Source organism: Amycolatopsis ultiminotia (assembly GCF_039536925.1).
GTDB classification, from domain to species: Bacteria; Actinomycetota; Actinomycetes; order Mycobacteriales; family Pseudonocardiaceae; genus Amycolatopsis; species Amycolatopsis ultiminotia.
In genome coordinates this window covers 95,720-118,186 of sequence record NZ_BAAAZN010000003.1, presented here as the reverse complement: position 1 = coordinate 118,186, position 22,467 = coordinate 95,720, and the positions used below count along the sequence as shown (strand labels likewise).

Sequence of the window (22,467 nt, the reverse complement as noted above, 5' to 3'; positions counted from 1 at the left end):
AGGAGCCGAGATGGGCGGTGGGCACGCGGCAGGCACCGGACGCAGGGCGACCACCGAGTTCCCGCCCGGCTGGAGCGCCGAACAGATCATCGCGGTGGTCAAGGACGTGGCCAACGATCCAGGTGAACCGCGCCGCCTGCAGTACAACGGCCGCTGGCGGTGCGCCGGCGAACGCTACGGCGTGCAGGTCGTCGTACTGGTCAACGGCGATGGCCTGGTGCACACCGGCTACCCGGTCTCCGGCCCCGGCGTGGTCCGCAACCCGGACGCCGCCCGCGATCCGGCGAACCCGACCGTCGCCGACCAAGCGGGCAACCGGATCAGCTACTTCACCGAAAGCCTGCTGCACCTGGTGTCGGATCGGTTGACTCCCGAGGACCTCGACCACTACCGCGACCTGCAGTGGTCCGGCGAATGGGAGGAACTCGCCGACACCATGGCCGCCCACTTCACGCACACCGGCTTCCGGCTCACCGCAGACGAATTCGCCGACTTCGAGAAACTGCTGAACTCCTTCGACGTACCGGTCGGCGCATGCACCTACCTCAACGACCGGGACCGCCTCCTCAGCACCCTGCGCTCATGAGCCGCCGCACCCGCCCCCGAACAACCGAGCCGACGAGCACAGGTCACCCAGGCCGAGAGACCCGCGGCCAAACCGGCCGGTGATGGGGTGGTCGGGTCAGGAAGTGCCCGGTCAGCTGGCCGCGAGGTCCACCGGCTGGCGAGGCTCGCGGTGGCAGCCGGCTGATGAGGGTTCTGGCAACTGGGCCAGGGCGTGCCCGGTCAGCTGGCCGGCGAGGCTAGCGGGAACAGCCGGCTGGTGCGGTTCGCGGGTCAACTGAACTGCGAGGCCCGGCCAACCAGCTGACGAGTACCGCCGGTCAACCGACCTGCCAGAGCCGCGGGTCAACCGGGCCCGCGGAGGCCGCGGGTCAACCGGGCCTGCCTGCCAGTGCCGCGGGTCAACTGGGATTGCGGAGGCCGCGGGTCAACCGGGATTGCCTGCCAGTGCTGTCGGTCAACTGGGATTGCGAGGGCTTCGGGTCAACCGGGCCTGCGGGTGCCGCGGGTCAACCGGGCGTGCTTGCGAGTGCTGTCGGTCAACTGGGATTGCGAGGGCTTCGGGTCAACCGGGGCCGCGGAGGCCGCGGGCCAACCGGGCCTGCGGGTGCCGCGAGTCAACCGGGATCGCGGGCGCCGCGGGTCAACCGGGATCGCGGGCGCGGCGGGTCGACTGGGGCCGCCGGTCAGCCCGGCCCGCCGGTGCCGGGTCAACTGGCCTGTGAAAGTTCCGTCGCTTCGCTCTCGCAGGCGAGGCGGAGTCGGTCCAGGGGGATGCCGACGGTGTCGGCGATGGCGGCGACCGTGAAGAACGCCGGGGTCGGGATGCGGCCGGTTTCGATCTTGCGCAGGGTTTCCACCGAGATCCCCGCTTCTGCGGCCACCTCGGCCATACTGCGTCCGGCTCGGGCAGCGCGCAGCAGCACACCCAGCCGCTCGCCGCGGGAGCGTTCTTCGTCGGTGAGGGGCACGCGCACCATGCCGTCCAGTTTAGCCACAGAGTTGTCCACTGCCTGTGGATAACTCTGTGCACAAGGTGGTCGTTCCCGTGGACAACCAGGTGGAACACAAATGCTGGGGGCTTCCAGTACCGGACTGCACCGCACATGGGGGTTCCGCAGTTGAGCCGATCGGCGGTACGCGGGCGTTCCCCGGGGTTTCTCCACGGCTGTGTCCACAGCCTCGCCACTACCGCACCAGCCTGATCAAATCGATATGGGACACCAGTGCCGCACATCGCGCCGAGGTTCTAGGGTCAGGCGGTCGCCGTGTTGCGTAAGTGTTAGGTGAGGTTCCATGTCCACTGCCAAACCGGGCAGGCGGGTACGTGGGTTCCAGTTCAGCGCCTGGAACCTGCTGTTGATCATCCCGTTGTTGATCCTGGTCACGCCGCTGTTCAACTTCGACGAGCCACGCCTGATCGGCATGCCGTTCTTCTACTGGTTCCAGCTGGTGTTCGTCTTCGCGGGCGTGCTGTGCACCGGCATCGTCTACTGGGCGACGAGGAAGAAGCCGACCAGTGAAACCCGCGATGAGCTGGGTGTGGACGACCTCGACGAGGGAGAGACCCGATGAACCACATCCAATGGGTCGAGCTGGTCATCTTCATCGTGCTGTTCGTGGCGGTCACCGTGCTCGGCTTCGTCGCGTCGCGGTGGAAGGCCGGCGGCTCGCTCGACCACCTCGACGAATGGGGCCTCGGCGGTCGCAAGTTCGGCTCGTGGATCACCTGGTTCCTGCTCGGTGGTGACCTCTACACCGCATACACCTTCGTCGCGGTGCCCGCGCTCGTGTTCAGCGCCGGCGCGCTCGGCATGTACGCGCTGCCCTACACGGTCGTCGTCTACCCGATCGTGCTGCTGCCCGCGTTGCGCATGTGGTCGGTCAGCCGCTCCCGCGGTTACGTGACGCCTGCCGACTTCGTCCGCGGCCGGTTCAGCTCACCGACGCTGGCGCTGCTGATCGCGATCACCGGCATCGTCGCGACCATGCCCTACATCGCACTGCAGCTGGTCGGTCTCGAGGCCGTGCTGCGCACCATGGGCATCAACGGCTCCGGCATCGTCGGCCACCTGCCGCTGCTGGTCGCGTTCCTGATCCTCGCGCTCTACACCTACCAGTCGGGCTTGCGTGCGCCCGCGCTGATCGCGTTCGTCAAGGACATCCTGATCTACATCGTGATCATCGTGGCCATCATCTACCTGCCCTCGAAGCTCGGCGGCTGGGGCCACATCTTCGACAGCGCCAAGGAAACCCTGGCCAAGCCGAGCCCGACCACCGGCAAACCGGCCGGCTCGATCCTGCTGAACTCGTCGAACCAGCTGCAGTACGCGACCCTCGCACTCGGTTCGGCGCTCGCGCTGTTCCTCTACCCGCACTCGCTGACGAGCGTGCTCGCTTCGCGTGGCCGCAACGTCATCAAGCGCAACATGGTGGCGCTGCCCGCCTACTCGTTCGTGCTCGGTCTGCTGGCGTTGCTCGGTTACGTGGCGATCAGCGCGGGCGTCAAGCCGCTGACGAACAACGCCACCGGCAAACCGGACGGCAACACCATCGTCCCGCTGCTGTTCGACTCGCAGTTCGCGAACTGGTTCGCCGGGATCGCGTTCGCCGCGATCGGCATCGGCGCGCTGGTGCCCGCCGCGATCATGTCGATCGCCGCGGCGAACCTGTGGACCCGCAACATCTACAAGGAGTACCTCCGCAAGAACGCGACCCCGCAGCAGGAGGCCAAACAGGCCAAGCTCGCCTCACTGGTCGTGAAGCTGGGTGCGGTGCTGGTGATCATCCTGATCGATCCGCAGTTCTCCATCGACCTGCAGCTCATCGGTGGCGTGCTGATCCTGCAGACGCTGCCCGCGGTCGCGATCGCGCTGTACACGCGGTGGTTCCACAAGGCCGGTCTGATCGCCGGCTGGATCGTGGGCATGGGCTGGGGCCTGATCATGCTGTACGGCATCCCCAACCCGGCCAACGGCAAGCTGCACTTCGGCGGCTCCGCGCTGGCGATGGGCAACCTGTCGATTTTCGGCTGGCACCCGTTCGCGGGCACCGGGCTGGACGCGGTGCAGATCTACCCCGGTTTCGTCGCGCTGGTCGCGAACATCGTGGTCGCCGCGGTGGTGTCGGTGATCGCCCGTGCGCTGAAGTGGAACCCGGGTGTCGACCAGACCGCACCCGAGGACTACCACGCCGACGAACACGACAAGGACCTGCGCCCGATCGGCGCGCACTGAGTCCTAAGCAGCCGAACTGGCCCTCGCACCGACCGGTGCGGGGGCCAATTTGGTGATCATGGCGTTCGAGACCACGTAGAGCACCACCGCGTTGAGCAGATGCCAGAGGAAGTGCGTGCCCACCGGGAAGTCACCGCAGACCACCCCGTCGATACTGCGAAACGCCAGTGACAGCGCGAACACCGCTCCGGCGACGGCGAAATGCGTCCAGTGGGAGTCCCGCGCGACTCCGAGCGCGACCGCGAACGCGGCGAGCCCGACCAACGCCGGCAGGTACAGCCCGCCGCCGAGCGCTGCCATCGCGACCGTCAACCCGACGAACCCGGGCGCGGCCGGCCACGACCACTTGAGCGGCACCGCGAAGAACGCGGACGGGAACATCGCCGCGTAGTACAGCAGGAAGACCGCAATCGCCGACGAGTCCGCGACCGCACCCCAGCGCGTGGCGACGAGGTGGAACACGCTGCTGGCGAGGAACACCAGTCCGATCAGCCCGGCCAGCACCCGGCCGGTCCGCTGTCCGCGCGCCCGCCACCACACCAGTGCGGCCGCCACGAGAAACGCCAGATTGGTCGCGTCGTTGAGCGGTTCACCCCACAACCCCGGCGCGAGACGTTCGCAGTAGCCGTCCACATACGCGGTCCAGTGCACGGGGGTAAGCAAACCCCTTCCGGGTGAACGGCGGGTGCCCGGGTCGGGCCCCGCCTGCCGGCGAATCGCGGGTTACCGTGGGCGCATGAGCGACGCGGTGAGCCGGTTCCCGGTGACGGAACTCGAAGAGCTGCCCGACGATCTGCGGGCCAGGGTCGGGGTGATCGCGGAGAAGTCCGGGTTCACGCCGAACATCTTCCGCGCACTCGGGCACCGGCCTGCCGAGCTGCGGGCGTTCCTCGACTACCACGACGCGCTGATGGAGCGCGAGGACGGATTGACCAAGGCCGAGCGGGAACTGGTCGTGGTCGCGACGTCCGGCGCGAACCACTGCACCTACTGCGTGGTCGCGCACGGGGCGATCCTGCGGATCCGCGCGAAGGACCCCGAGCTGTCCGATCGGGTGGCCGCCAACCCGTGGCAGGTGGAGCTCGACGAACGCGGCCGCGCGATCGTCGACCTGGCGTTGGCGCTGGCCCGTGATTCCGCGCAGTTCGGCGAAGCCGACCTGGCCGCCGCGCGCGAGGCCGGTCTCACCGAGGACGAGGTGTGGGACGTCGGTGCGATCACCGCCCTGTTCGCGATGTCCAACCGGCTTGCGCACCTGACCGCGCTGCGGCCGAACCCGGAGTTCTTCGCGATGGGCCGTCAGAAGCGGTAGAACGGCCCCGGCAGGTCCCGGCTCAGCTCGAACCGGTGGCGCAGCCAGCCGCGCAGCCGGCTGACCGGTTTCGTCCACACCCGCGGCGCCGGGCCGAAGTGGCGCGGGTCCTGGTGCGGGGTGAACGCGTCGCCGGTGAGGATCACGACCTCGTGCCCGTTCGGGCAGTGACCGGACACCGAGAGCACCCCATGCGTGAGGTTCTCGACCCAGTCGACCTCGTCGACGCCGAGTAGTGTGCGGCGGTCGCAGACCGCGCAGTACGCGACGAACATCTAGAACTCCGCCCGCCGGATCGCAGTGCGCACGGGTGGACCGAATGCACCGGTCTGCTCCCGGTCACCGCGCCCGGCGTGTCCGGCGATCGCTTGCGCCCTCGGGCGACTGTGCATCACCAGACCGTGCATCACCCGACCGGGCAGCTGCGGGGTCGTCAGGCGGCTGAGCGGCAGGCGTGCGCAGTCGTCGCCGAAGGCGCGCTGCTTGTGTGGATCACTGACCTGAAGCCGGTCCGGTTGGTTCACTGCGAACCACGTCCGCGCTTCGCTTCCGGAGTGCTCGGCGGCGGCCGGTCGCTCGGCGAGTGCGGCGGCCGGGCCGGCTTCGAGCCGGTTCGGGGTGCGCACCGCGGTGACCCGCTCGGCCAGGCCGACTGCCGGCACCTGACCACCTCGACTCGATCGTTGCCTGAGTCAAGCATTACCCGCGGGCTCGTCCGGAGCAAGGGTTTTGCGCCGGCGGGCGGATCGGGCACGAGGTGGTCTGGACAAATGGAAACCCCGTGATGCTGCCAGGTCGGGGGTCCGCCAGCATCACGGGGTCGTAGTGGGTATCGACGCCAGATCGCGTGGCGTTACACCCTTGCCTTGTTGTGGTCTGGATCACCCGCGTTGGTGATCTGCCCACCACTGTCGGTGCAGGTCAGCGCATGAACGGCTGACGCGCCTGTGCGAGTGCGATGAGCTCCTGCCGGACCGTGGAAGTGGCCGCGGTGTCGATCGCGCGGTGCAGTGCCCGGCGAGTGCGCGCTTCGGCGCGGCGGGCACGGAGCTTGGCGGCCATGTTGCTCATTGGTGTCTGCATCCCCTTTGCAAGGTCTTCGAGTGCGATGCCTCTAGTATGCACCTTTTTTCACAAGGACTCCAACGATTCAACGGTGATATGCCGCACTTGCCGAAGAATCATCGGCAAGATCAGGGTTTACGCCGGACAGATCTCGTGTCGGCAGTCACAAAGAAGTAACGCACTACAGAAATCTACAAAGATATAGCTCTGTCACTATAAAGCTCTAGTCAGCCGCATAGACCGGTATCGTGCCGAAGTGGCCGCAGGTCAGTCGCGGCCGAGCAGGTAGTGCCCGAAGTGCGGCACGGTGAAGGCGATCTGCCCGCGCTCGGCGGAGTAGACCAGGCCCTTTTTCATCAGGCTGTCCCGCGCCGGCGACAGCGACGAGGGTTTGCGGCCAAGGTAAACGGCCACGTCGGCGGTGCCCGCGGCCTCGTCACGGCCCTGGGTCAGCTCGGCCATCGCCAGCAGGTACTCGCGTTCGGCCGGGGTCGCCCGTTCGTAGCGGGAGCCGAAGAACCCGACGGCCAGCTCGGATTCCGCCTCGGGCGCGGCAACCTGCACGTCCTTGACCGTGATCGGATCGTCGGGCGCGGCGTCCCACGCGGCCTTGCCGTAGGCCTGGATGAAGTACGGGTAGCCGCCGGATGCGTCGAACAGCGCGTCCAGCGCCTCCGGCTCGATGCCGGCCTCTTCGCGTTCGATCGGGGCCAGTACGGCCAGGTCGGCGTCCGCGCGGTCGAGCCGGTCGATCCGGGCGTAGCGGAAAAGCCGTTCCGAGTACGACTTCGACGCCGACAACACCGCCGGCACGTGCGGCAGCCCGGCGCCGACGACCACGAGCGGCGCGCCGGACTGCGACAGCTCGTGGCACGCCGCGCACAGCGCCGAGACGTCGTCCGGCTGCAGGTCCTGGATTTCGTCGATCAGCAGCGCCACCCCGGTGCCGACGTCCGCGGCCAGTTCGGCGACGTCGGTGAACAGCTCGACCAGGTCGATCTCGATGTCGCCGGAATCGGCCCGGCCCTGCGCCGCGGGTGCGTCGATGCCGGGTTGCCAACGCTCCCGCAGCTTCGCGTCCGGCTTGCTCGCCTTCAGTGCGAACGCCTTGAGCACGCCCAGCACGGTTTCCACTCGGTCCGGTGCGCGGTGGCGTACCGCGAGGTCCCGGATCGCCCGGTGCAGTGCCGCGGAAAGCGGACGGCGGAGATCGGCGTCCGGCCGTGCCTCGATCTTCCCCGCGCCCCAGCCGCGGCGCACGGCCATCGCACGCAGTTCGCCGAGCAGTACCGTCTTGCCGACGCCGCGCAGCCCGGTCAGCACGAGGCTGCGCTCCGGACGTCCCCTGGCCACGCGTTCGAGGACCACCTCGAACGCCTTCAGTTCGCGTTCCCGCCCCGCCAGCTCCGGCGGGCGTTGCCCGGCGCCAGGCGCGAACGGATTGCGGATGGGGTCCACTCTGTCACCGTATCGGGTTGTCTAGCTCCGGCCCGATATTGCCGAAGAGCGCACTAGCCCGTGTCGGCGTCGTTCGGTGTTGCCTTGTTCGGCCTTGTCCGGCGTTGTGAGGGATGGCCGGGTCTGCAGCCCCGTCCATCCCTACCCCCAGCACCACTCCGACGGAGCGTTAGTCCGTCAGGTTCCGTTCCGCGTAGATCCGCATTGCGTCGCGGATGTACTCGGCGGTGCCGGACCCGTGCTGTTCGTCGTACGCGCCGTAGCGCGGGTCGTCCACGTACAGCTGGCCGAGACCCGCGAAGTAGCCCTTCGAGACCGATCGAACGGCCGGACGGAGCCACGCGTGCAACCGCTGTGTCACGGCCTGGGCCTCGTCCGAGCCGGCACTGTGGCCGGCCCCGCGGGCGGCCGCGAAGGCCGTCGCGATGTCCCGCTGCTCTTGCTGGTGTGCTTCCTTTTCAGCAGCGGACAACGAACGCCACCACTCGTCGCCGGTCCGGTAGGCCTCGGCACCCCAGCGCCGCGTGACCTCTTCCTGGTACTGCGTGTGGTCGAACCCGTCGAAAACTTCTTCCACCATGAGTTGTTCACCTCCCTTCAGTTTCGCCACGGTCGCCCGGACGGAGTCGATCTGCCTGCCGATCCGCTGCCGCTGCTGTTCGAGCAGGGCGAGGTGCGTTTCGAGGGCCGCCACGCCGTCGCGCTGGCCGTCGAGCACCTCGGCGATCATGGGCAGTCCCAGGCCGAGCTCGCGCAGCAGCAGGATCCGCTGCAGCCGGACGAGCGACTGCTCGTCGTAGTAGCGGTACCCGTTGCCACCGATCCGCGTCGGCGGCAGGAGCCCCACGGCGTCGTAGTGCCGCAGGGTCCGGCTCGTCGTGCCCGCGGACCGGGCGATCTCCTGGATCGACCATTCCATTCCGGCCTCCTGACCTCTTCGACGGTAAAGGTTAACGTTGCGTCAAGGTCAAGCCGAAGTCAGTAGAGTCGTATCCGAGAATCTAGAATTTTTCCGATATTCCACTAGTGAGTACTAGCCCGGTTTGGCGACGAGCCGGGAGGGCATTCCCGGTTGTAGGTTCTCTGCAAGGACCACAACCAGAGAGGCGAGACCGTGATACTGCGTCGGGTGGCACGTCCACTGCTCGCGTCGATCTTCGTCTTCGGCGGGATCGGCGCACTCCGCGACTCCCAAGGCCATGCGAAGGCGGCCGAGCCGTTCCTCAGCGATGCCTTCGACAAAGTCGACGGGCTGGTGCCGGATCAGGTGCCCCGCGACCCGGTCACCCTGGTGCGCATCGATGCGGCGGTGAAGATCGGTGCCGGGGTCGCGCTGGCCGGCGGCAAGGCGCCGCGGCTGGCGGCGGTGGCGCTGATCGGCTCGCTGGTGCCGACCACGCTCGCCGGACACCGGTTCTGGGAGGCGTCCGACCCCGCCGTCAAACAGGCGGAGCAGGTGCACTTCCTGAAGAACGCCGGACTGGTCGGTGGACTGCTGCTGGCCGCGAGCGATACGGCGGGCAGGCCGTCACTCGGCTGGCGAGCCCGCCGCGCGGCGAAGAAGACCGGCAAACGAGCCGAGAAGCTGAGCAAGAGGGCGGAGAAGTCGCTGCCCGGCTGAGTCTGCCCGGGTGTTCGCCGGGTGCCGACGCAGGTCTACCGGTTCCGCACTGCAGCCCGGCCGGTGCCGGCCGGGCTGCAGTGCGGTGCGGTGCGGAGGCTTCCTACTTCTCCAGGATCGCCGTCACGCCCTGGCCGCCGGCCGCGCAGATGGAGATCAGGCCACGGCCGGAACCCTTCTCGTGCAGCAGCTTCGCCAGCGTCGCCACGATCCGCCCGCCGGTGGCGGCGAACGGGTGCCCGGCCGCCAGCGACGAGCCGTTCACGTTGAGCTTGCTGCGGTCGATCGAACCGAGCGGCGCGTCCAGTCCCAGCTTCTCCTTGGCGAACGCCGGGTCCTCCCACGCCTTGAGCGTGGCCAGCACCTGTGACGCGAACGCCTCGTGGATCTCGTAGAAGTCGAAGTCCTGCAGTGCGAGTCCCGCTCGGTCCAGCATCCGCGGTACGGCGTAGGCGGGTGCCATCAGCAGCCCCTCATCACCGTGCACGTAGTCGACGGCGGCGGTTTGGCTGAACGTGAGGTAGGCCAGCACCGGAAGCTGGTGCGCCTTGGCCCACTCGTCGGTCGCGAGCAGCACGGTGGATGCGCCGTCGGTCAGCGGCGTCGAGTTGCCCGCGGTCATGGTCCCGTCTGCGCCGCCGTACACCGGCTTGAGCTTCGCGAGCTTCTCCGGCGAGGAGTCCGGCCGGAGGTTCTGGTCGCGCGCGAGCTTGAGGAACGGGGTGACCAGATCGTCGAAGAACCCGCGCTCGTAGGCGGCGGCGAGGTTGCGGTGGCTGGTCGCGGCCAGCTCGTCCTGCGCCTCGCGGGCGACGTCCCAGACCTTCGCGGTCAGCGCGGCGTGCTCCCCCATCGACAGCCCGGTGCGCGGCTCGGAGTTGCGCGGGATCTCCGGCACGATGTGGCCCGGCCGGATCTTCGCGACGAGCTTGAGCCGGTCGGCCAGCGTCTTGGCGGCGTTGAGCTGGACGAGGATCTGTCGCAGGTCCGGGTTCACCGCGAGCGGCGCGTCACTCGTCGTGTCCACTCCGCCGGCGATCGCCGAATCGATCTCCCCGAGCGCGATCTTGTGCGCGACGGTGAGCACGGCCTGCAATCCGGTGCCGCACGCCATCTGCACGTCCGAGGCAGGCGTCGCGGGTGCGAGCTTGCTGCCGAGCACGCTTTCCCGCGCGAGGTTGAAGTCCTTCGAGTGCTTGAGCACCGCACCCGCGGCTACTTCGCCGATCAGCTCGTCCTGCAGCGAGAACCGGCTGACCAGCCCGTCCAGCGCGGCGGTGAACATGTCCTGGTTCGAGGCACGGGCGTAGGGCCCGTTCGATCGCGCGAACGGGATCCGGTTCCCGCCGACGATCGCGACCTTGCGCACCGTGGCACTGCCCGGGGTCGTCTTCCTGGCCGCCATGACGTCCACCTCTCTGAGTCGTCCCTTTCACACTGTAACCTACTAGCGAGTAGGTTAGACTGCGACGTGACGCAGACTGCACGGGAGGCACGTGATGGCGGACAGGTACCAGCAGTTCACGAAAACCCCGCTGGGGAGGTTCGTGGTGCCGAAGCTCGGCCTGCCCAGTCCGGCCACCCTGCGCCGGTACCGTCCCGGCCAGCCCGCACTCGAGGGTCCCGCACTTCTCGGCGCGGCGCCCGGCGGACGGCTGGAGAAGACCGTCCGGAGCCAGCTCACCGGCGCCGGTATCGAGGTGCTGAGCGCGCCGGTCGAACGGCACGCGGCGCTCGTCTTCGACGCGACCGGTGTCAAAGACCCGGCCGAGCTGCGTGCGGTGTACCGGTTCTTCCACCCGGTGATCCGCAAGGTCGGCTCATCCGGCCGGGTGGTCGTGCTCGGCACCCCGCCGGAGCTGGTCGAAGGCCGGGAGCGGATCGCGCAGCGGGCACTGGAAGGGTTCGTGCGCTCGGTCGGCAAGGAGCTCAAGCGCGGCGCGACGGCACAGCTGGTGTACGTGGCCGAGGGCGCCGAGGCGGCGAGCGAATCGACGCTCCGGTTCCTCCTTTCCGCGAAGTCGGCGTTTGTGGACGCGCAGGTGATCCGGGTCGGCACGCACACCACGACCGCGCCTGTACCGCAGAACTGGGAAAAGCCGCTCGAGGGCAAGGTTGCACTGGTCACCGGTGCCTCACGGGGTATTGGTGCGGCGATCGCCGAGACGCTGGCCCGCGACGGGGCGCACGTGGTCGCGCTGGACATCCCGGCACAGGGCGGTGATCTGTCCACAGTGGCCAACCGGATCGGCGGCTCGGCACTGCAGCTGGACATCACCGCTGCCGATGCGCCCTCGAAGCTCGCGGAGTACCTGACCACCCGCCACGACGGCGTGGACGTGGTCGTGCACAACGCCGGCATCACCCGGGACAAGACGCTCGGCAACCTGACCGAGTCCGGCTGGGACTCTGTGCTCACGGTGAACCTCGCGGCGCAGCTGGCGGTGAACGACAAACTGCTCGCCGACAAGGTGCTGAAGGACAACGGCCGGATCGTCGGGGTCTCGTCGATCGCCGGTATCGCAGGCAACGTGGGACAGACCAACTACGCCACGTCGAAGGCGGGCGTGATCGGCATGGTGAACGTCGGCGCGCCGCAGCTCGCGGAGTACGGCGGCACCATCAACGCGGTCGCTCCCGGCTTCATCGAGACCAAGATGACCGCCGCCGTCCCGCTGTTCATCCGCGAGGCCGGGCGACGGCTGTCGAGCCTCGGCCAGGGCGGGCTGCCGGTCGACGTCGCCGAGACCATCGCGTGGTACGCGAATCCGGCGTCGGCCGCGGTCAACGGCAACGTGGTCCGCGTGTGCGGCCAGGCCCTGCTGGGAGCGTGAACGATGGCTGTCCGTGAGCTGAGCAGTGCGCCGAACCTGGCGTCGCTGTACTCGAAGGCACTGCTGCGCCGCGGCGGCGGTTCGACGCTGCCGGACACCGAACTGGTGCGCCCGGAGGTCGTCGTGGATCCGGCACACGTCGCGGGCTACGCGGAGGTGTGCGGATTCCGCTACTCCGACGAGCTGCCCGCGACGTATCCGCACATGCTCGTCTTCGGGCTGCAGATGGCGTTGATGACCGAACCGAGCTTCCCGTTCCCGCTGCTCGGCCTGGTGCACGTGGAGAACCGGATCACCCAGCACCGTCCGCTGCGGCTGGGCGAGAAGTTCAGCGCGCGCGTCCACGCGGAGAACCTGCGGCCGCACGAGAAGGGCCAGCAGCTCGACATGGTGAGCGAGCTGCGGGTGGGCGAGGAAACCGTCTGGACCGAGGTGTCGACGTACCTGCGCCGCGGTTCCGGCTCGTCGGGCTCGTCCGGTCCGCGTGCACAGCTGACGCCTCCGACGCCGACCGCGTTGTGGCAGGTGCCGGGCGACATCGGCCGCCGGTACGCCGAGGTTTCCGGTGATCGCAACCCGATTCACCTGCACCCGCTCACCGCGCGTCTGTTCGGCTTCCCGAAGGCGATCGCCCATGGCATGTGGACCAAGGCGCACGCGCTGGCGGCTTTCGAGGGACGGCTGCCCTCCGCGTTCACCGTGGAGGTGCGGTTCAAGCAGCCGGTGCTGTTGCCTGCAAAGGCAGCGTTCACGAGCTGGCACACCGACGGGGGCTGGGCTTTCGAGCTGTGGCACGCCCGCAAGCCGAAGCCGCACCTCGACGGCGTGATCTCAGCCCTCTGACGGTTTCCAGACCGCGCCCTCGACGAGGTCGTTGAACCCGAGCCAGACGAGGTTCATCAGCCACGACGCGAGCACGCCGTCGGAGATCTCCGGATGGTCCAGTGCCCAGTCGGCCAGCGATTCGGCCGCGCCGACCAGCGCTGCGGACAGTCCCGCGCCGGAGAACTCGGCCTGCTCGCCGAGTCCCTTGCGGGTGCCTGCGGAGACCACGAGTGCGGCGACCAGTTCGATCGCCCTGGTGCGCATCGCGGTGATCTCCGCGGCGAACGCGCCCCCGACGGTGAGCGCCTGGCGGTGCAGCACCGTCCAGGATTCGCGGTACTCGGCGACGAACCGGTAGAACGAGCGAAGGCCGTGCCACAGCTGCATGTCCGGTGGCAGGTCGGGTTGCACGCCGGCCTGGATGGCTTCCAGCAGGCGGGTGGCCTCGCGCTGGATGCTCTTGCCGAACAGGTCCTCCTTCGAGCCGAGGTAGGTGTAGATCATCGGCTTGGAGACTCCGGCGACGTCGGAAATCTCGTCCATGGACGCCGCGTGGTAGCCGTGCCGGGAGAACACCTGCACGGCGGCGTCCAGGATCTGCCGCTCGCGGACCGCCCTTGGCAGCCGCCGGGCTCGCTCGGGTGGGCGCTGAGCTTCGTCGGGCACTGTGGTTCTGACCTCCTCTTGCTGGCAGGGAACGGTACCGGGCGGCGGGCCCGTGGCGTGCTTGCCCGCTTATCTACTCGCCGGTAGCCTTGCCGCGTAGTGCTTGGGAAGGGGTGGAGGATGGCCGACAACCCGGCCGGCGCCGGTTCCGGCCTGCGCGCAGCCGCGCTGCTGGACGCGCTGGATCGCGCCGACGTCGAGGACGTGGGAGTGCCCGACGTGAACGCGGTCGCCGACGCCTTCGACCCTCGTGAGCTGGGCAAGGACGACTTCCGCCGGCTTCTGGCCACGCTGCTGCGGCTGGCCGAACGGGCACCCGCGTTCGCACTGGAGAAGGTGGACCCGGCGCGGTTCGCCACCCTGGTCGCACGCGCGTCACGGGCGCAGCTGGAGGCGGTGGTCGCCGAGCGCGTCCTGCGTACGCGGGTGCTGGACGAGATCTTCGCGCGGATGGGGGCACACATCCGAGTCGATCGGGCACGATCGCTGCACGCTGTCGTGCACTGGCGCCTCTCCGGCGGTGTCGGCGAAGGCGGCTACGACCGCTACGAGACGCTGATTTCGCAGGGCGCCTGCACCGTCTCCCGCGAGATGCGGGAGAAACCACGGGTCACCATCACCGTCTCGCCGGTGGATTTCTTCCGGATCGTCACTCACCAGGCCACCCCCGCGGTGCTGTTCGTGACCGGGAAGATCAAGGTGAAAGGCGATCTGGCCTTCGCCGCGGGCTTGATCGGCTATTTCGACCTCCCCCGGCCGGCGTAGACTCTCCCGCCGTGCCGCGCCCCCGCGTCCCGTGGCGGAAGTTCGCCCACCCCCGTGCCGCCGTTTCTCCCGGCGAACACGCAGTGAACGGTTTCGCGCGGAAGCTGGAGTTCGCCAAGCTGACCCCACCGCAGTTCGTCCAGCTACTGGAAACCCTGCACATGCTCGGCACGGCCGGCGCCGGCATCGAGCTCAGCTCGCTGACCACGCAGGCACTGGTGGACGTGGTGGCGCAGGCGTCCCGTGAACAGCTCAAGGCACTGGCCGAACACCCCCAGCTACGCGCGGTGTTCCTGGACGAGATCTTCCGCAGGATGTCCGAACACTTCCGCCCGGACCGAGCCGAACACGTGGACATCGTGGTCTCCTGGCGCTTCCCCGACGGCGCCGGCGAGGACGGCTACGACCGCTTCCAGACCGTGATCGAAGACGGCCTGTGCGTCTCCAGCACCGACCTGACCCGCACCCCGGACACCACGATCACCCTCGCCGTCGACGATTTCATCCGCATGGCAACCGGCAACGCCGCAGTAGCAACAATGTTCGTAACCGGAAAGGTAAAGGTCAAGGGCGAGTACGCCCCAGCCGTACGGTTCTCGAACTACTTCGACATCCCAAAACCGAATGGGATCGAGTAGCGGTGACGTGGCTGGTTGGGTGGCCGGCTACGTCACCGGCCTGCGTAGGTACTCAACGCAAACTTAGAGTACGAGCAGCTGGACTCTGCGTGATAGGGCTGTCCGTGCACGTGAAGAAACTGCGCGATGGCGCCAATGTGACTCACCGTGAACTTGAGAACCACCGGCAGGAGCGGGAGCCAGCACCCGGCGACGGCCCTCCGGATGTGCCTTCCAGTGTCGCCGGGTGCTGACGCTGCTGCAGCTCCTGATCTGCAGCAGCCTGTGCCCGGGTCGCGTGGTCGCATGCTTCCGGGGCCACCGCCGGCGCCTGCCGCAACTACACTTACTCACAGGTCATCGCCTTTCATGGTTGATCGAGCTGATGTACCGAAGGGAAGGGGCCGACCGGTGTTGCCTCTCCAAGCTGGACCGGCGGGGCTCCTTCCTGAAATTCATCCACAGCTGCACTGCAGCTCCCGTGAACATGTGCCGCCTGCTAGTTGGTTGGTTGCGGGGTGAACACGGGAACAGCTCATGGGATGTTCATCGTGCATCCACGTCCTTTCCCTTTCTCTTCCTCCTTGGTGCTGGCAAGCGCCGTCACAAATGCTTACTCTCAGTAACTGCTGAGCGGCGCCCTGGACGTCGACGCACCTCTTTTCGCCCGGTGTCGTCGTCCCTGTGCGGCGGATCCTGGCTCGGGTGGCGTTCCGCATCGTGCGCATAACTCCCCGGGCTCACCGCAATACCGAGGGCTCGCGCTCTCGAGCTCGGGTCGACCGTCAAGTCAGCGAGGACGGTCTTCAGGTTGCCGAGCACATGTTCGGCCGTGTCGCAGTCGCCTGCCCGCATGCAGTCGATCGCGAAGGCGACCACATCGGCGGCTGTGGACGACGACGGACCGGCTGTTGCGGCACCCGGTGGTGAGGTTGATGCGGGCGGCCCACCGCATTTCTCGTTGCGCCGGTCGTGACTGGGACTGGTTTTGCCGTTGCGCCGGTCGAAATTTCCTGCGGTTTCATGATTCATCGCTGGGTTGCCGGTCAGGGGCGGGGTTGAAAGGCGAGTCGTGGCGAAGCGGATGCTGCGCAAGCTAGCTTTGGCGGCAGCGCGTGCTTCAAGGAGCTCGTCGAGAGTGCAAGGGAGTTCAAGGTTGCCCTGAGCGGCCTGGGTGGCCGCCTTCTGATGCATAGTCACGAGCAGCCAAACTGGTGGCACTCGCTGGCCGTTGGCGTACTGAGACAGCGATGGCTGAGATACGTGCAGGTCAGCAGCATTGCGCACCATGCTATTTGACGGCAGGCAGTGGTACAGCTCCGTGAAACGGGTGGCAAGCGTGACCACCTCCGGGGTCGCTGCGGTCGCGGCTTGTTTCCCGACTTGTCCCAAGGCTGGCATGTTCCGTCCCATCTTCAGCGTCCTGCGCGGGTGGCAGTAGCCCGTCAGGTAAATGACCTGGGAATTTGTGTACGCGATTGGGGAAGCTGAGGCCGACGCGATGCCCGGACCTCGGGCTAGTTGTCCAAGGACGGTCGTGTTCACGTGGATCGACGGCAGGCTCCACCACTCGGCTGCTGCGCTGCAAAGGTTCTACGGTTCCAAGTTTGCATCTCGCCTGTTCACGCGTGCGCGTTCCTGCTGACTTGTCGAACCTGTGCTACTACAAGGAGTTCGCGGCCAGTACCTGTAGCTGGCCGGAGCCTTCGATGCGGTCCGGAAACGCCGGTGTGGCCTCCGCGTGGATTGTGCTTGTCCTGTCTGAGGCCCCTCTCTCTGCTTGTTGGCGAATACTCAGCGTGGGCGAGATGCAGTTTGCAGGATCGTAGCACGCTTCGCGCCCATCGAAACGTCCTCGCGCTGCTTCGCTTGCGAGAGGCGGACGTAGACGCAATCTGTGGTGAAGTGATCATGCAGCGGTAGTGCCGTGAGTGCGAAGACACGTACACGCCGCGTACGCGCATACCGTGCGTCACTGATCGGTCCGTGCAGTGTTTGGCTCGGGCAGCGTTGCTTGCGTTGCGGCAGCTACTTGCCCCTTTGGTGAATATTCGCTAAAGCAAAGTTGCTAAAGCAAATTTTTGCAATAATGAATGTAATAAAGAAATTGCAATAATGTCACTGTGTTTTTGTAATAAAAAACCTGTTTCCCGCTGCAGACACGTCTTCCGATCCGTGGTACAAAGGTGCAAGAGTGTGCGACTACCTCTAATTCTGAAGGAGCTGACATGCTGCCCTCGTGGCAAGATCGAAACCTGGGTTCCATGAAAAGGGTGGCCCTGTGGCTGGTTTCTGAAGTGGGAGAAGGAAACCGGTTTACTAAGGAGGAAATGCGCCGGGCATTCCCTGGTGTCTCCCAGATCGATCGACGGGTCCGGGACCTCCGGGGGTTCGGCTGGCAGATCGACACCAACAGGGAGGACGTTACTCTTGCGGCGGCGCAGCAGCGTTTCGTTGTACGTGGTCAGCCGGTGTGGGAGAAGGGTGTGACGTCCAGGCCGGCGCACGCGGCGGCGATCGGTGCTGGACGGCGGCGTGAAATTATCTCGCGGGACGGCAACATGTGCCGGTCTTGCGGTATCGCCCCGGGGGACTCGTACGAAGACACGGGCGCGGGTGTGCAGCTGGACGTCGCGCGCCGCAAAGTCCGGTTGCCGGGCGGTGGCACCGAGGTCCAGCTCGTGGCGGAGTGCCGGAGGTGTCGCCTGGGCGGGCGTGATCTCGTCGCCGGAGCAGACAACGTCGTGGAAAAGGCTGGGCTGCTGAGCACGGTGGATCGTGGCGTGCTGACGAGCTGGATCGAGGCTGACGAGCGAGAGCTCGGTGCTCTCGAACGGGTATGGGCGGAATATCGAGCCCTGCCGGCTGACGCTAGGAGCAGCGTGCGCAGCGCACTTGGATTGGGCTGACACACATGCCTGATGTGCGTTCGGGCTATCGTTCCCGGTGAAGTTGAGGTAGCCGGCGGGGCAGGAGTGATAATGATCAAGGATTATGGGCAGCCGCCGCGGGCAAGCGCGACCCGCTCACTCATCGAACGGCGACTCAGCGAGGTGGTGTCCACGCGCGGTGCGCGGGAGACGCAGACTGTCGACTGGCGCGGCAAACAGATCCATCTTGAGGTCATCGATGTGCGCGTAGGGGACCTCTATTACAACCCGGCCACTCATCGCGTCCGGGCGCAGCGCAGCCACGATCCTCGGCTTGACGCCCTGGTGGATGAGGATCCGTGGTCTTTCGAAAGCCAGCAGTATCTCGAGAAGCTGCTGAAAGTGGTACCGGCTGATCCACAGCGGATCGATCCAGCTTTCACTGAACTGATGCAGAGTCTCAGGGAGTACGGGCAATCAGATCCCGGGCTAGTCACGGTCGAAGGTGTCCTCGTCAACGGCAACACGCGCCGTGCTGCCCTGGTCCAGCTCGAAGGGCCCGAGGCAAAGATGCGGGTCGCAGTACTTCCAGCGTCTTGCGACTGGGTTGACATCCGAGATGTCGAGCTCTCTCTGCAGCTCAGGAAAGAGCACCGGCGGGCCTATTCGTACATAAACCGGCTGCTGGCAATTGATGAGCTGGTTGCTCAGGGGACCCCGATGCCTGCTATTGCTCAGACTTTTCGCAGCACCGTTGCGGCTTGCGAGCAAGACCTGTGGGTCTTCTCGGCCATCAAGTCGATGATCGAGCGCAGTGAGCACAATGGGCAACGCCTGCCTCTGGTGGCATTCGAGGAGGAACAGGAAAAACTGAAAGAACTCGCAAGAAAGTATCATCGGGACATGGCAACCCGTCCCGATGATGCCGAAACCACAAAGGAGGCCCGTCTAACGGCCATCGCTCTCGGCTTCTCGAAGACGGACGTGCGCTGGGTAGAGTCGGACTTCCTGAGCAGGTATCTCGTTCCTAAACTGCCGGATGGGTTCATCCCGGAGGACTCGTCGCCGGAGGTTCAGGTCCCCGGCCTGGGCATGTCGGTCAAGACAGGTTCGGACGACGCTGCCAAGGCAAGGGTGCTCACCGACAAGGTGCTGCGAGCGAAGACAGAAAGCTCGATTTCCGCCAGCGGGGAATCAGCTGAGCTAGAGCTCGTCCGTGGCTTGATGGAGGAAGCGATCGAACTGGCCGGCCGTGACCAGAAGCTCCGGAAGAAGAAGCAGAGGGCTCCGGAACGTGTCCTGTCCGCAGTGGACCAGCTTGATCAATGCGTAACAGATCTGGTCATGTCGCGGGCTGATCGTTCACTCGATGAGGAGGCCTTCAACGACGCTGTACTGAAGCTGAGGAAGACACTTCGCCTCCTCGCAGCTGAGAGTGCGCGCACGGTCAAAGATCCCGGCGAGGGTATTGGCTGGCTTCGCGATCTCATGCTGGGACCCGGCGCCTGATGGATGAGGCATCGCCAAGCTTGTACGTCACCTTCGACCCGACGAGAACGCGAGCCGAGCTCCGGGCACGAGCGTCTTACCGGGAGTCGCTCGCCAGCCTGATGGCGCGATTCCCGGGCGGCCGGATGGTCGACCGTCTGGCCGCCTCAGTACCGATCGACGAATTCCTGACTGGGCTCGAAGAACTCGCAAAATGGCCGGACCCTGGGTCTGTCGTGTGGGAGGAAACCTTCCGGGTCAGGGCGACAGAGATGCTCAAGGACGCGGAACGTTCACAGCGAATCTTAGCGGGTGATAGCGACGGCTCTGCCGTTACGGCTGACGAGGTTTCCGAGTTGCTCGGCAGTGAATGGTCCGCTGATCTGACCGATTTCCAGCGTCGGGACGTGGCGAAACTCTTGTCGTTACGGCACGGCGCCAACTTCAGCGTTCCCGGTGCCGGCAAGACCCGCGTAGCTCTCGCCGTTTTCGCTGCTTTGCGTAAGAGGGGCTTGACTGAACGAGTTCTCGTAGTCAGCCCGAAATCCGCTTATGAGGCCTGGACTGACGAAAGTGTTCAGTGCTTTGGCGAGGGGCTGACGGTTAAATTGCTTGGCAGCTGGGGCTACCGAGCGGCAGACCTGCTGATCGTCAACTACGAGAGGCTCGGGCGATCACTCGAGGTGCTCGCGGAATGGCTTAGTGCTGGTCCGGCGATGATGATCCTGGATGAGGCTCATCGCATGAAGCTAGGGACCGCAGGAGTTTATGGCATGGCTTGCATGTCGCTCGCTCCTCTGAGTGAGGTACGCATGATCCTCACTGGAACGCCGGCGCCCAATGGTTCACGGGACTTGGAAAGCCTGCTGTCCTTCGTCTGGCCGGGTCGCGGCCGGCGCGCGGTCAGCCAGGCAGTCCAAGGGGGTGATCTGAGCCACGCCAGCCGCGTGCTCAAGCCAATGTATACCCGTACAACGAAGCAGGAGCTTGGCCTTCCGCCGGTCAGTTTACGGGTCCGTACGGTCGAGTTGCCTCGTCTGCACCGGGAGATCTACGACGCGATAGTGGGGCGGTTCACGCCACGCGCAGAGAGGAGCAGGTCTGATTTCGACGCGATTGGCCGGACGGTTCTGCGTCTTATTATGGCAGCGACGAGTCCGGCCCTGCTTGCGCTGGGGGCCTCACGCTATGAACCGCTATCTCTGCAAGTTCCACCTCTGGAACTGCCACAAAGTGATCCGCTGTTTGAGCTGCTCGGGTCACTTGGTGAATATGAGATACCACCTAAATACCAAGAAGCCCTTGCTATCGTGGCGACCAACGCTGCGCACGGACGGAAGACTCTGGTCTGGGCCAGTTTCGTGCGCAGCATCAGCACTTTGGAACTCCTCTTGAGTGAATTCGCGCCTGCGGTAGTGCACGGTGGTTCCCCCAACCGGCAGGAGCAGATCGATCGTTTCCGCAGTGACCCCAGCTGCCGGGTCTTGATCTCAAACCCGGCGACTCTCGGTGAAGGTATCAGCCTGCATCAGGTGTGCCACGACGCGGTTTACGTCGACCGTGACTTCCAAGCGGGCCGGTTCTTGCAGAGTCTCGACCGGATCCACCGGCTCGGTCTCGCTCCCGGCACGGAGACCCATGTCACCGTCTTGGCCGCTCGTGGCACGATTGATGAGGTCGTTGCAATGCGGCTCAACGAGAAACTCGAGTTCATGGGCAGGATCCTGGATGATTCCGCGGTCCAGCAACTGGGTGATCCCGACGATGAGCCCTCAGCTCTTGCCGGCATGGACGCAGCGGACGTCGACGCCCTGCTAATGCACCTTGCGAAGCACGTCAGCTGATCTTCGACCGGTTCTGTGCAAACTTAATGTGCCGCTCGTGGTCTTCCTGGCCGACGAACGCCTTGAACTTTCCGAGGCGGTAACTCAAGACACCGTCTCCGCGTGGTTCACTGTAGACCTCGAAATCACGTTTAAGGAGAGCGATGCGTCGTTCCAAGTCGGCGATACCTAGTGTCAGGCCAGCTTTTTCGATCAAATCTTCGGTGGCGATGAAGTCGTCGTATTCGCGGAGAACCCGGTACACTGGATCATGGGGTGTAGAGGGACGTTCCTCCTGGTCCCTGTTCCTGTTTTTTAGCGCTCTTTTAATAGCTCTGCCCAAGGCCTCTGCGACTGGCGGCGGAAAGGCGTTACCGATCTGACGGTAGCGGGACGTCTTGCGCCCGGTGAACGTCCATTCGTAACCAGGTAGCCAGCCTTGAATACGAGCAACCATTTCGTTGGTCAGCTTCGGGCCGTCGCCCTTCTGGAGGTCGAACCAGTCGTCCGGGCCAGGTGCTTCGTTGGCGAGTCCCATCGCGTCGACGCTGAGCTCGCGCCACGCGCGCTTGGCGCGAGTCGGCCCTAGATCGGCGCCACCGTGCTTCTTTGATCCCCCTACGATGGTAGGCGCGATTTTGTCAGCCAGCTTGGCCCACTCGTCCACCTGCGGCCACCCGTTCTCTCCCATAAGGTCGGCGATTGCCTCGCTCACCGTGACGGCCTGTACCGAGGGTTCCGGCCATGAGAAGTTGGCCATGTGTTCGGATTTCATTGCGATGAGAACGAATCGAGGGCGAAGCTGGGGCACTCCGTAGTCAGAAGCGTTGAGCAGCCGCCACTCGGCGGCGTAGCCGAAATCGGTGAGGCGGTCCAGCACGTGCTGGCGGTATCCAGCGAACCTTGGGAGACTCAGGCCACGAACGTTCTCCAAGAGGACGGCCTGCGGTTCCAGTGCGCCGACTTGCTCGACGGCCCACGCGAAGAGGTCGCGCTCGTCGCTCGCACCGAGCTGCTTACCTGCGATAGTGAAGGGCGGGCAAGGAACTCCACCGGCGAACAAAGCGACCTTCTTGTGGTCAACTGGGTTGAAGATACCTGGATCTGCGACGTCGCCGTTGCGCGCGATGTCCCGCTCTTGTCCGTTGATCAGGATCTTTCCTGGAAGGTTCGTGCGCAAGGTCTCGTAAGCGTTGGGGTCCAGCTCTACTGCCAGCCGGTGAGTGAACCGCGCCTTCTCGAGCCCCAGTGCCTGGCCGCCCGCGCCTGCACAGATCTCAACAACCTCGAAGGCCGTGTCTTCGGGGGTGCTGGTCATCCTTG

23 protein-coding genes are annotated in these 22,467 nt (G+C 65.9%); 12 read left to right on the top strand and 11 right to left on the bottom strand.

Going from position 1 to position 22,467, the window contains the following annotated elements:
• The first annotated feature begins 10 nt into the window (after positions 1 to 10).
• Positions 11 to 586 carry an EndoU domain-containing protein gene (locus tag ABD793_RS08265; protein WP_344857200.1) on the top strand — a complete coding sequence of 192 codons (576 nt, stop codon included), beginning with the start codon at positions 11 to 13 and terminating at the stop codon, positions 584 to 586.
• 688 nt (positions 587 to 1,274) lie between these two features.
• Here the strand turns inward: ABD793_RS08265 and ABD793_RS08260 are convergent.
• Positions 1,275 to 1,544, bottom strand: a complete 270-nt coding sequence (locus ABD793_RS08260; RefSeq protein WP_344857198.1) for a helix-turn-helix domain-containing protein — start codon at positions 1,542 to 1,544, stop codon at positions 1,275 to 1,277.
• A gap of 316 nt (positions 1,545 to 1,860) precedes the next feature.
• On the opposite strand from ABD793_RS08260, the gene ABD793_RS08255 reads away from it, so the two are divergent.
• Both ABD793_RS08255 and mctP read left to right on the top strand, forming a co-directional pair.
• Complete coding sequence (locus ABD793_RS08255; RefSeq protein ID WP_344857196.1) at positions 1,861 to 2,139, top strand: DUF3311 domain-containing protein; 279 nt, start codon at positions 1,861 to 1,863, stop codon at positions 2,137 to 2,139.
• Positions 2,136 to 3,800, top strand: a complete 1,665-nt coding sequence (gene mctP / locus ABD793_RS08250) for a monocarboxylate uptake permease MctP (protein ID WP_344857193.1) — start codon at positions 2,136 to 2,138, stop codon at positions 3,798 to 3,800. Before ABD793_RS08255 ends, mctP begins: the two co-directional genes overlap by 4 nt.
• A 3-nt stretch (positions 3,801 to 3,803) precedes the next feature.
• Here mctP and ABD793_RS08245 read toward each other — a convergent pair whose 3' ends face one another.
• Positions 3,804 to 4,451, bottom strand: coding sequence for a hypothetical protein (locus ABD793_RS08245; RefSeq protein ID WP_344857190.1), 648 nt, complete (start codon positions 4,449 to 4,451; stop codon positions 3,804 to 3,806).
• An 85-nt stretch (positions 4,452 to 4,536) separates the two neighbouring features.
• On the opposite strand from ABD793_RS08245, the gene ABD793_RS08240 reads away from it, so the two are divergent.
• A complete protein-coding gene (locus ABD793_RS08240; RefSeq protein WP_344857187.1) occupies positions 4,537 to 5,112 on the top strand; it encodes a peroxidase-related enzyme in 576 nt (191 codons plus the stop codon).
• Here ABD793_RS08240 and ABD793_RS08235 read toward each other — a convergent pair.
• The 5 genes from ABD793_RS08235 to ABD793_RS08215 all read right to left on the bottom strand — a co-directional run bounded on the left by ABD793_RS08235 (position 5,100) and on the right by ABD793_RS08215 (position 8,554).
• Positions 5,100 to 5,387: a hypothetical protein gene (locus tag ABD793_RS08235; RefSeq protein WP_344857184.1), complete on the bottom strand. Its 288-nt coding sequence runs from the start codon at positions 5,385 to 5,387 to the stop codon at positions 5,100 to 5,102. The genes ABD793_RS08240 and ABD793_RS08235 overlap by 13 nt on opposite strands.
• A complete protein-coding gene (locus tag ABD793_RS08230) occupies positions 5,388 to 5,774 on the bottom strand; it encodes a hypothetical protein (RefSeq protein WP_344857180.1) in 387 nt (128 codons plus the stop codon).
• Between the two features lie 259 nt (positions 5,775 to 6,033).
• Entirely contained in the window at positions 6,034 to 6,183 is a 150-nt protein-coding gene (locus ABD793_RS08225; protein ID WP_344857176.1) for a hypothetical protein, read from the bottom strand.
• Between the two features lie 261 nt (positions 6,184 to 6,444).
• On the bottom strand, positions 6,445 to 7,635 hold the full coding sequence (locus tag ABD793_RS08220) for an AAA family ATPase (protein WP_344857173.1): 1,191 nt from the start codon (positions 7,633 to 7,635) through the stop codon (positions 6,445 to 6,447).
• Between the two features lie 169 nt (positions 7,636 to 7,804).
• Positions 7,805 to 8,554, bottom strand: coding sequence for a MerR family transcriptional regulator (locus tag ABD793_RS08215; protein ID WP_344857170.1), 750 nt, complete (start codon positions 8,552 to 8,554; stop codon positions 7,805 to 7,807).
• A 195-nt stretch (positions 8,555 to 8,749) separates the two neighbouring features.
• Here ABD793_RS08215 and ABD793_RS08210 point away from each other — a divergent pair, with 195 nt between their 5' ends.
• On the top strand, positions 8,750 to 9,256 hold the full coding sequence (locus ABD793_RS08210; protein ID WP_344857166.1) for a DoxX family protein: 507 nt from the start codon (positions 8,750 to 8,752) through the stop codon (positions 9,254 to 9,256).
• A 103-nt stretch (positions 9,257 to 9,359) separates the two neighbouring features.
• Here ABD793_RS08210 and ABD793_RS08205 read toward each other — a convergent pair whose 3' ends face one another.
• Positions 9,360 to 10,661 (bottom strand): acetyl-CoA C-acetyltransferase, encoded by a 1,302-nt coding sequence (locus ABD793_RS08205; protein WP_344857162.1) that lies wholly within the window; start codon positions 10,659 to 10,661, stop codon positions 9,360 to 9,362.
• 94 nt (positions 10,662 to 10,755) lie between these two features.
• On the opposite strand from ABD793_RS08205, the gene ABD793_RS08200 reads away from it, so the two are divergent.
• The gene (locus tag ABD793_RS08200; RefSeq protein WP_344857160.1) at positions 10,756 to 12,090 is read left to right on the top strand and encodes a 3-oxoacyl-ACP reductase; all 1,335 of its coding nucleotides are present in this window, start codon (positions 10,756 to 10,758) and stop codon (positions 12,088 to 12,090) included.
• A gap of 3 nt (positions 12,091 to 12,093) precedes the next feature.
• Complete coding sequence (locus tag ABD793_RS08195; RefSeq protein ID WP_344857158.1) at positions 12,094 to 12,933, top strand: MaoC/PaaZ C-terminal domain-containing protein; 840 nt, start codon at positions 12,094 to 12,096, stop codon at positions 12,931 to 12,933.
• On the opposite strand, the gene ABD793_RS08190 is transcribed toward ABD793_RS08195, so the two are convergent.
• Entirely contained in the window at positions 12,922 to 13,581 is a 660-nt protein-coding gene (locus tag ABD793_RS08190; RefSeq protein WP_344857156.1) for a TetR/AcrR family transcriptional regulator, read from the bottom strand. The two genes, ABD793_RS08195 and ABD793_RS08190, sit on opposite strands and share 12 nt — an antisense overlap.
• A 120-nt stretch (positions 13,582 to 13,701) precedes the next feature.
• Here ABD793_RS08190 and ABD793_RS08185 point away from each other — a divergent pair, with 120 nt between their 5' ends.
• Positions 13,702 to 14,346 (top strand): SCP2 sterol-binding domain-containing protein, encoded by a 645-nt coding sequence (locus ABD793_RS08185; protein ID WP_344857153.1) that lies wholly within the window; start codon positions 13,702 to 13,704, stop codon positions 14,344 to 14,346.
• 83 nt (positions 14,347 to 14,429) lie between these two features.
• Positions 14,430 to 14,984 carry an SCP2 sterol-binding domain-containing protein gene (locus ABD793_RS08180; RefSeq protein ID WP_344858073.1) on the top strand — a complete coding sequence of 185 codons (555 nt, stop codon included), beginning with the start codon at positions 14,430 to 14,432 and terminating at the stop codon, positions 14,982 to 14,984.
• Between the two features lie 582 nt (positions 14,985 to 15,566).
• Here ABD793_RS08180 and ABD793_RS08175 read toward each other — a convergent pair.
• The gene (locus tag ABD793_RS08175; protein WP_344857151.1) at positions 15,567 to 16,376 is read right to left on the bottom strand and encodes a hypothetical protein; all 810 of its coding nucleotides are present in this window, start codon (positions 16,374 to 16,376) and stop codon (positions 15,567 to 15,569) included.
• Positions 16,377 to 17,191: 815 nt separating this feature from the next.
• On the opposite strand from ABD793_RS08175, the gene ABD793_RS08170 reads away from it, so the two are divergent.
• From ABD793_RS08170 to ABD793_RS08160, 3 genes are all read left to right on the top strand, one after another.
• Positions 17,192 to 17,872, top strand: coding sequence for a hypothetical protein (locus ABD793_RS08170; protein ID WP_344857149.1), 681 nt, complete (start codon positions 17,192 to 17,194; stop codon positions 17,870 to 17,872).
• Positions 17,873 to 17,944: 72 nt separating this feature from the next.
• A complete protein-coding gene (locus ABD793_RS08165) occupies positions 17,945 to 19,342 on the top strand; it encodes a ParB N-terminal domain-containing protein (protein ID WP_344857145.1) in 1,398 nt (465 codons plus the stop codon).
• Positions 19,343 to 19,467: 125 nt separating this feature from the next.
• Positions 19,468 to 21,165: a DEAD/DEAH box helicase gene (locus ABD793_RS08160; RefSeq protein WP_344857142.1), complete on the top strand. Its 1,698-nt coding sequence runs from the start codon at positions 19,468 to 19,470 to the stop codon at positions 21,163 to 21,165.
• Here the strand turns inward: ABD793_RS08160 and ABD793_RS08155 are convergent.
• The gene (locus ABD793_RS08155) at positions 21,158 to 22,462 is read right to left on the bottom strand and encodes a DNA cytosine methyltransferase (RefSeq protein WP_344857139.1); all 1,305 of its coding nucleotides are present in this window, start codon (positions 22,460 to 22,462) and stop codon (positions 21,158 to 21,160) included. The genes ABD793_RS08160 and ABD793_RS08155 overlap by 8 nt on opposite strands.
• Between the last annotated feature and the right edge of the window lie 5 nt (positions 22,463 to 22,467).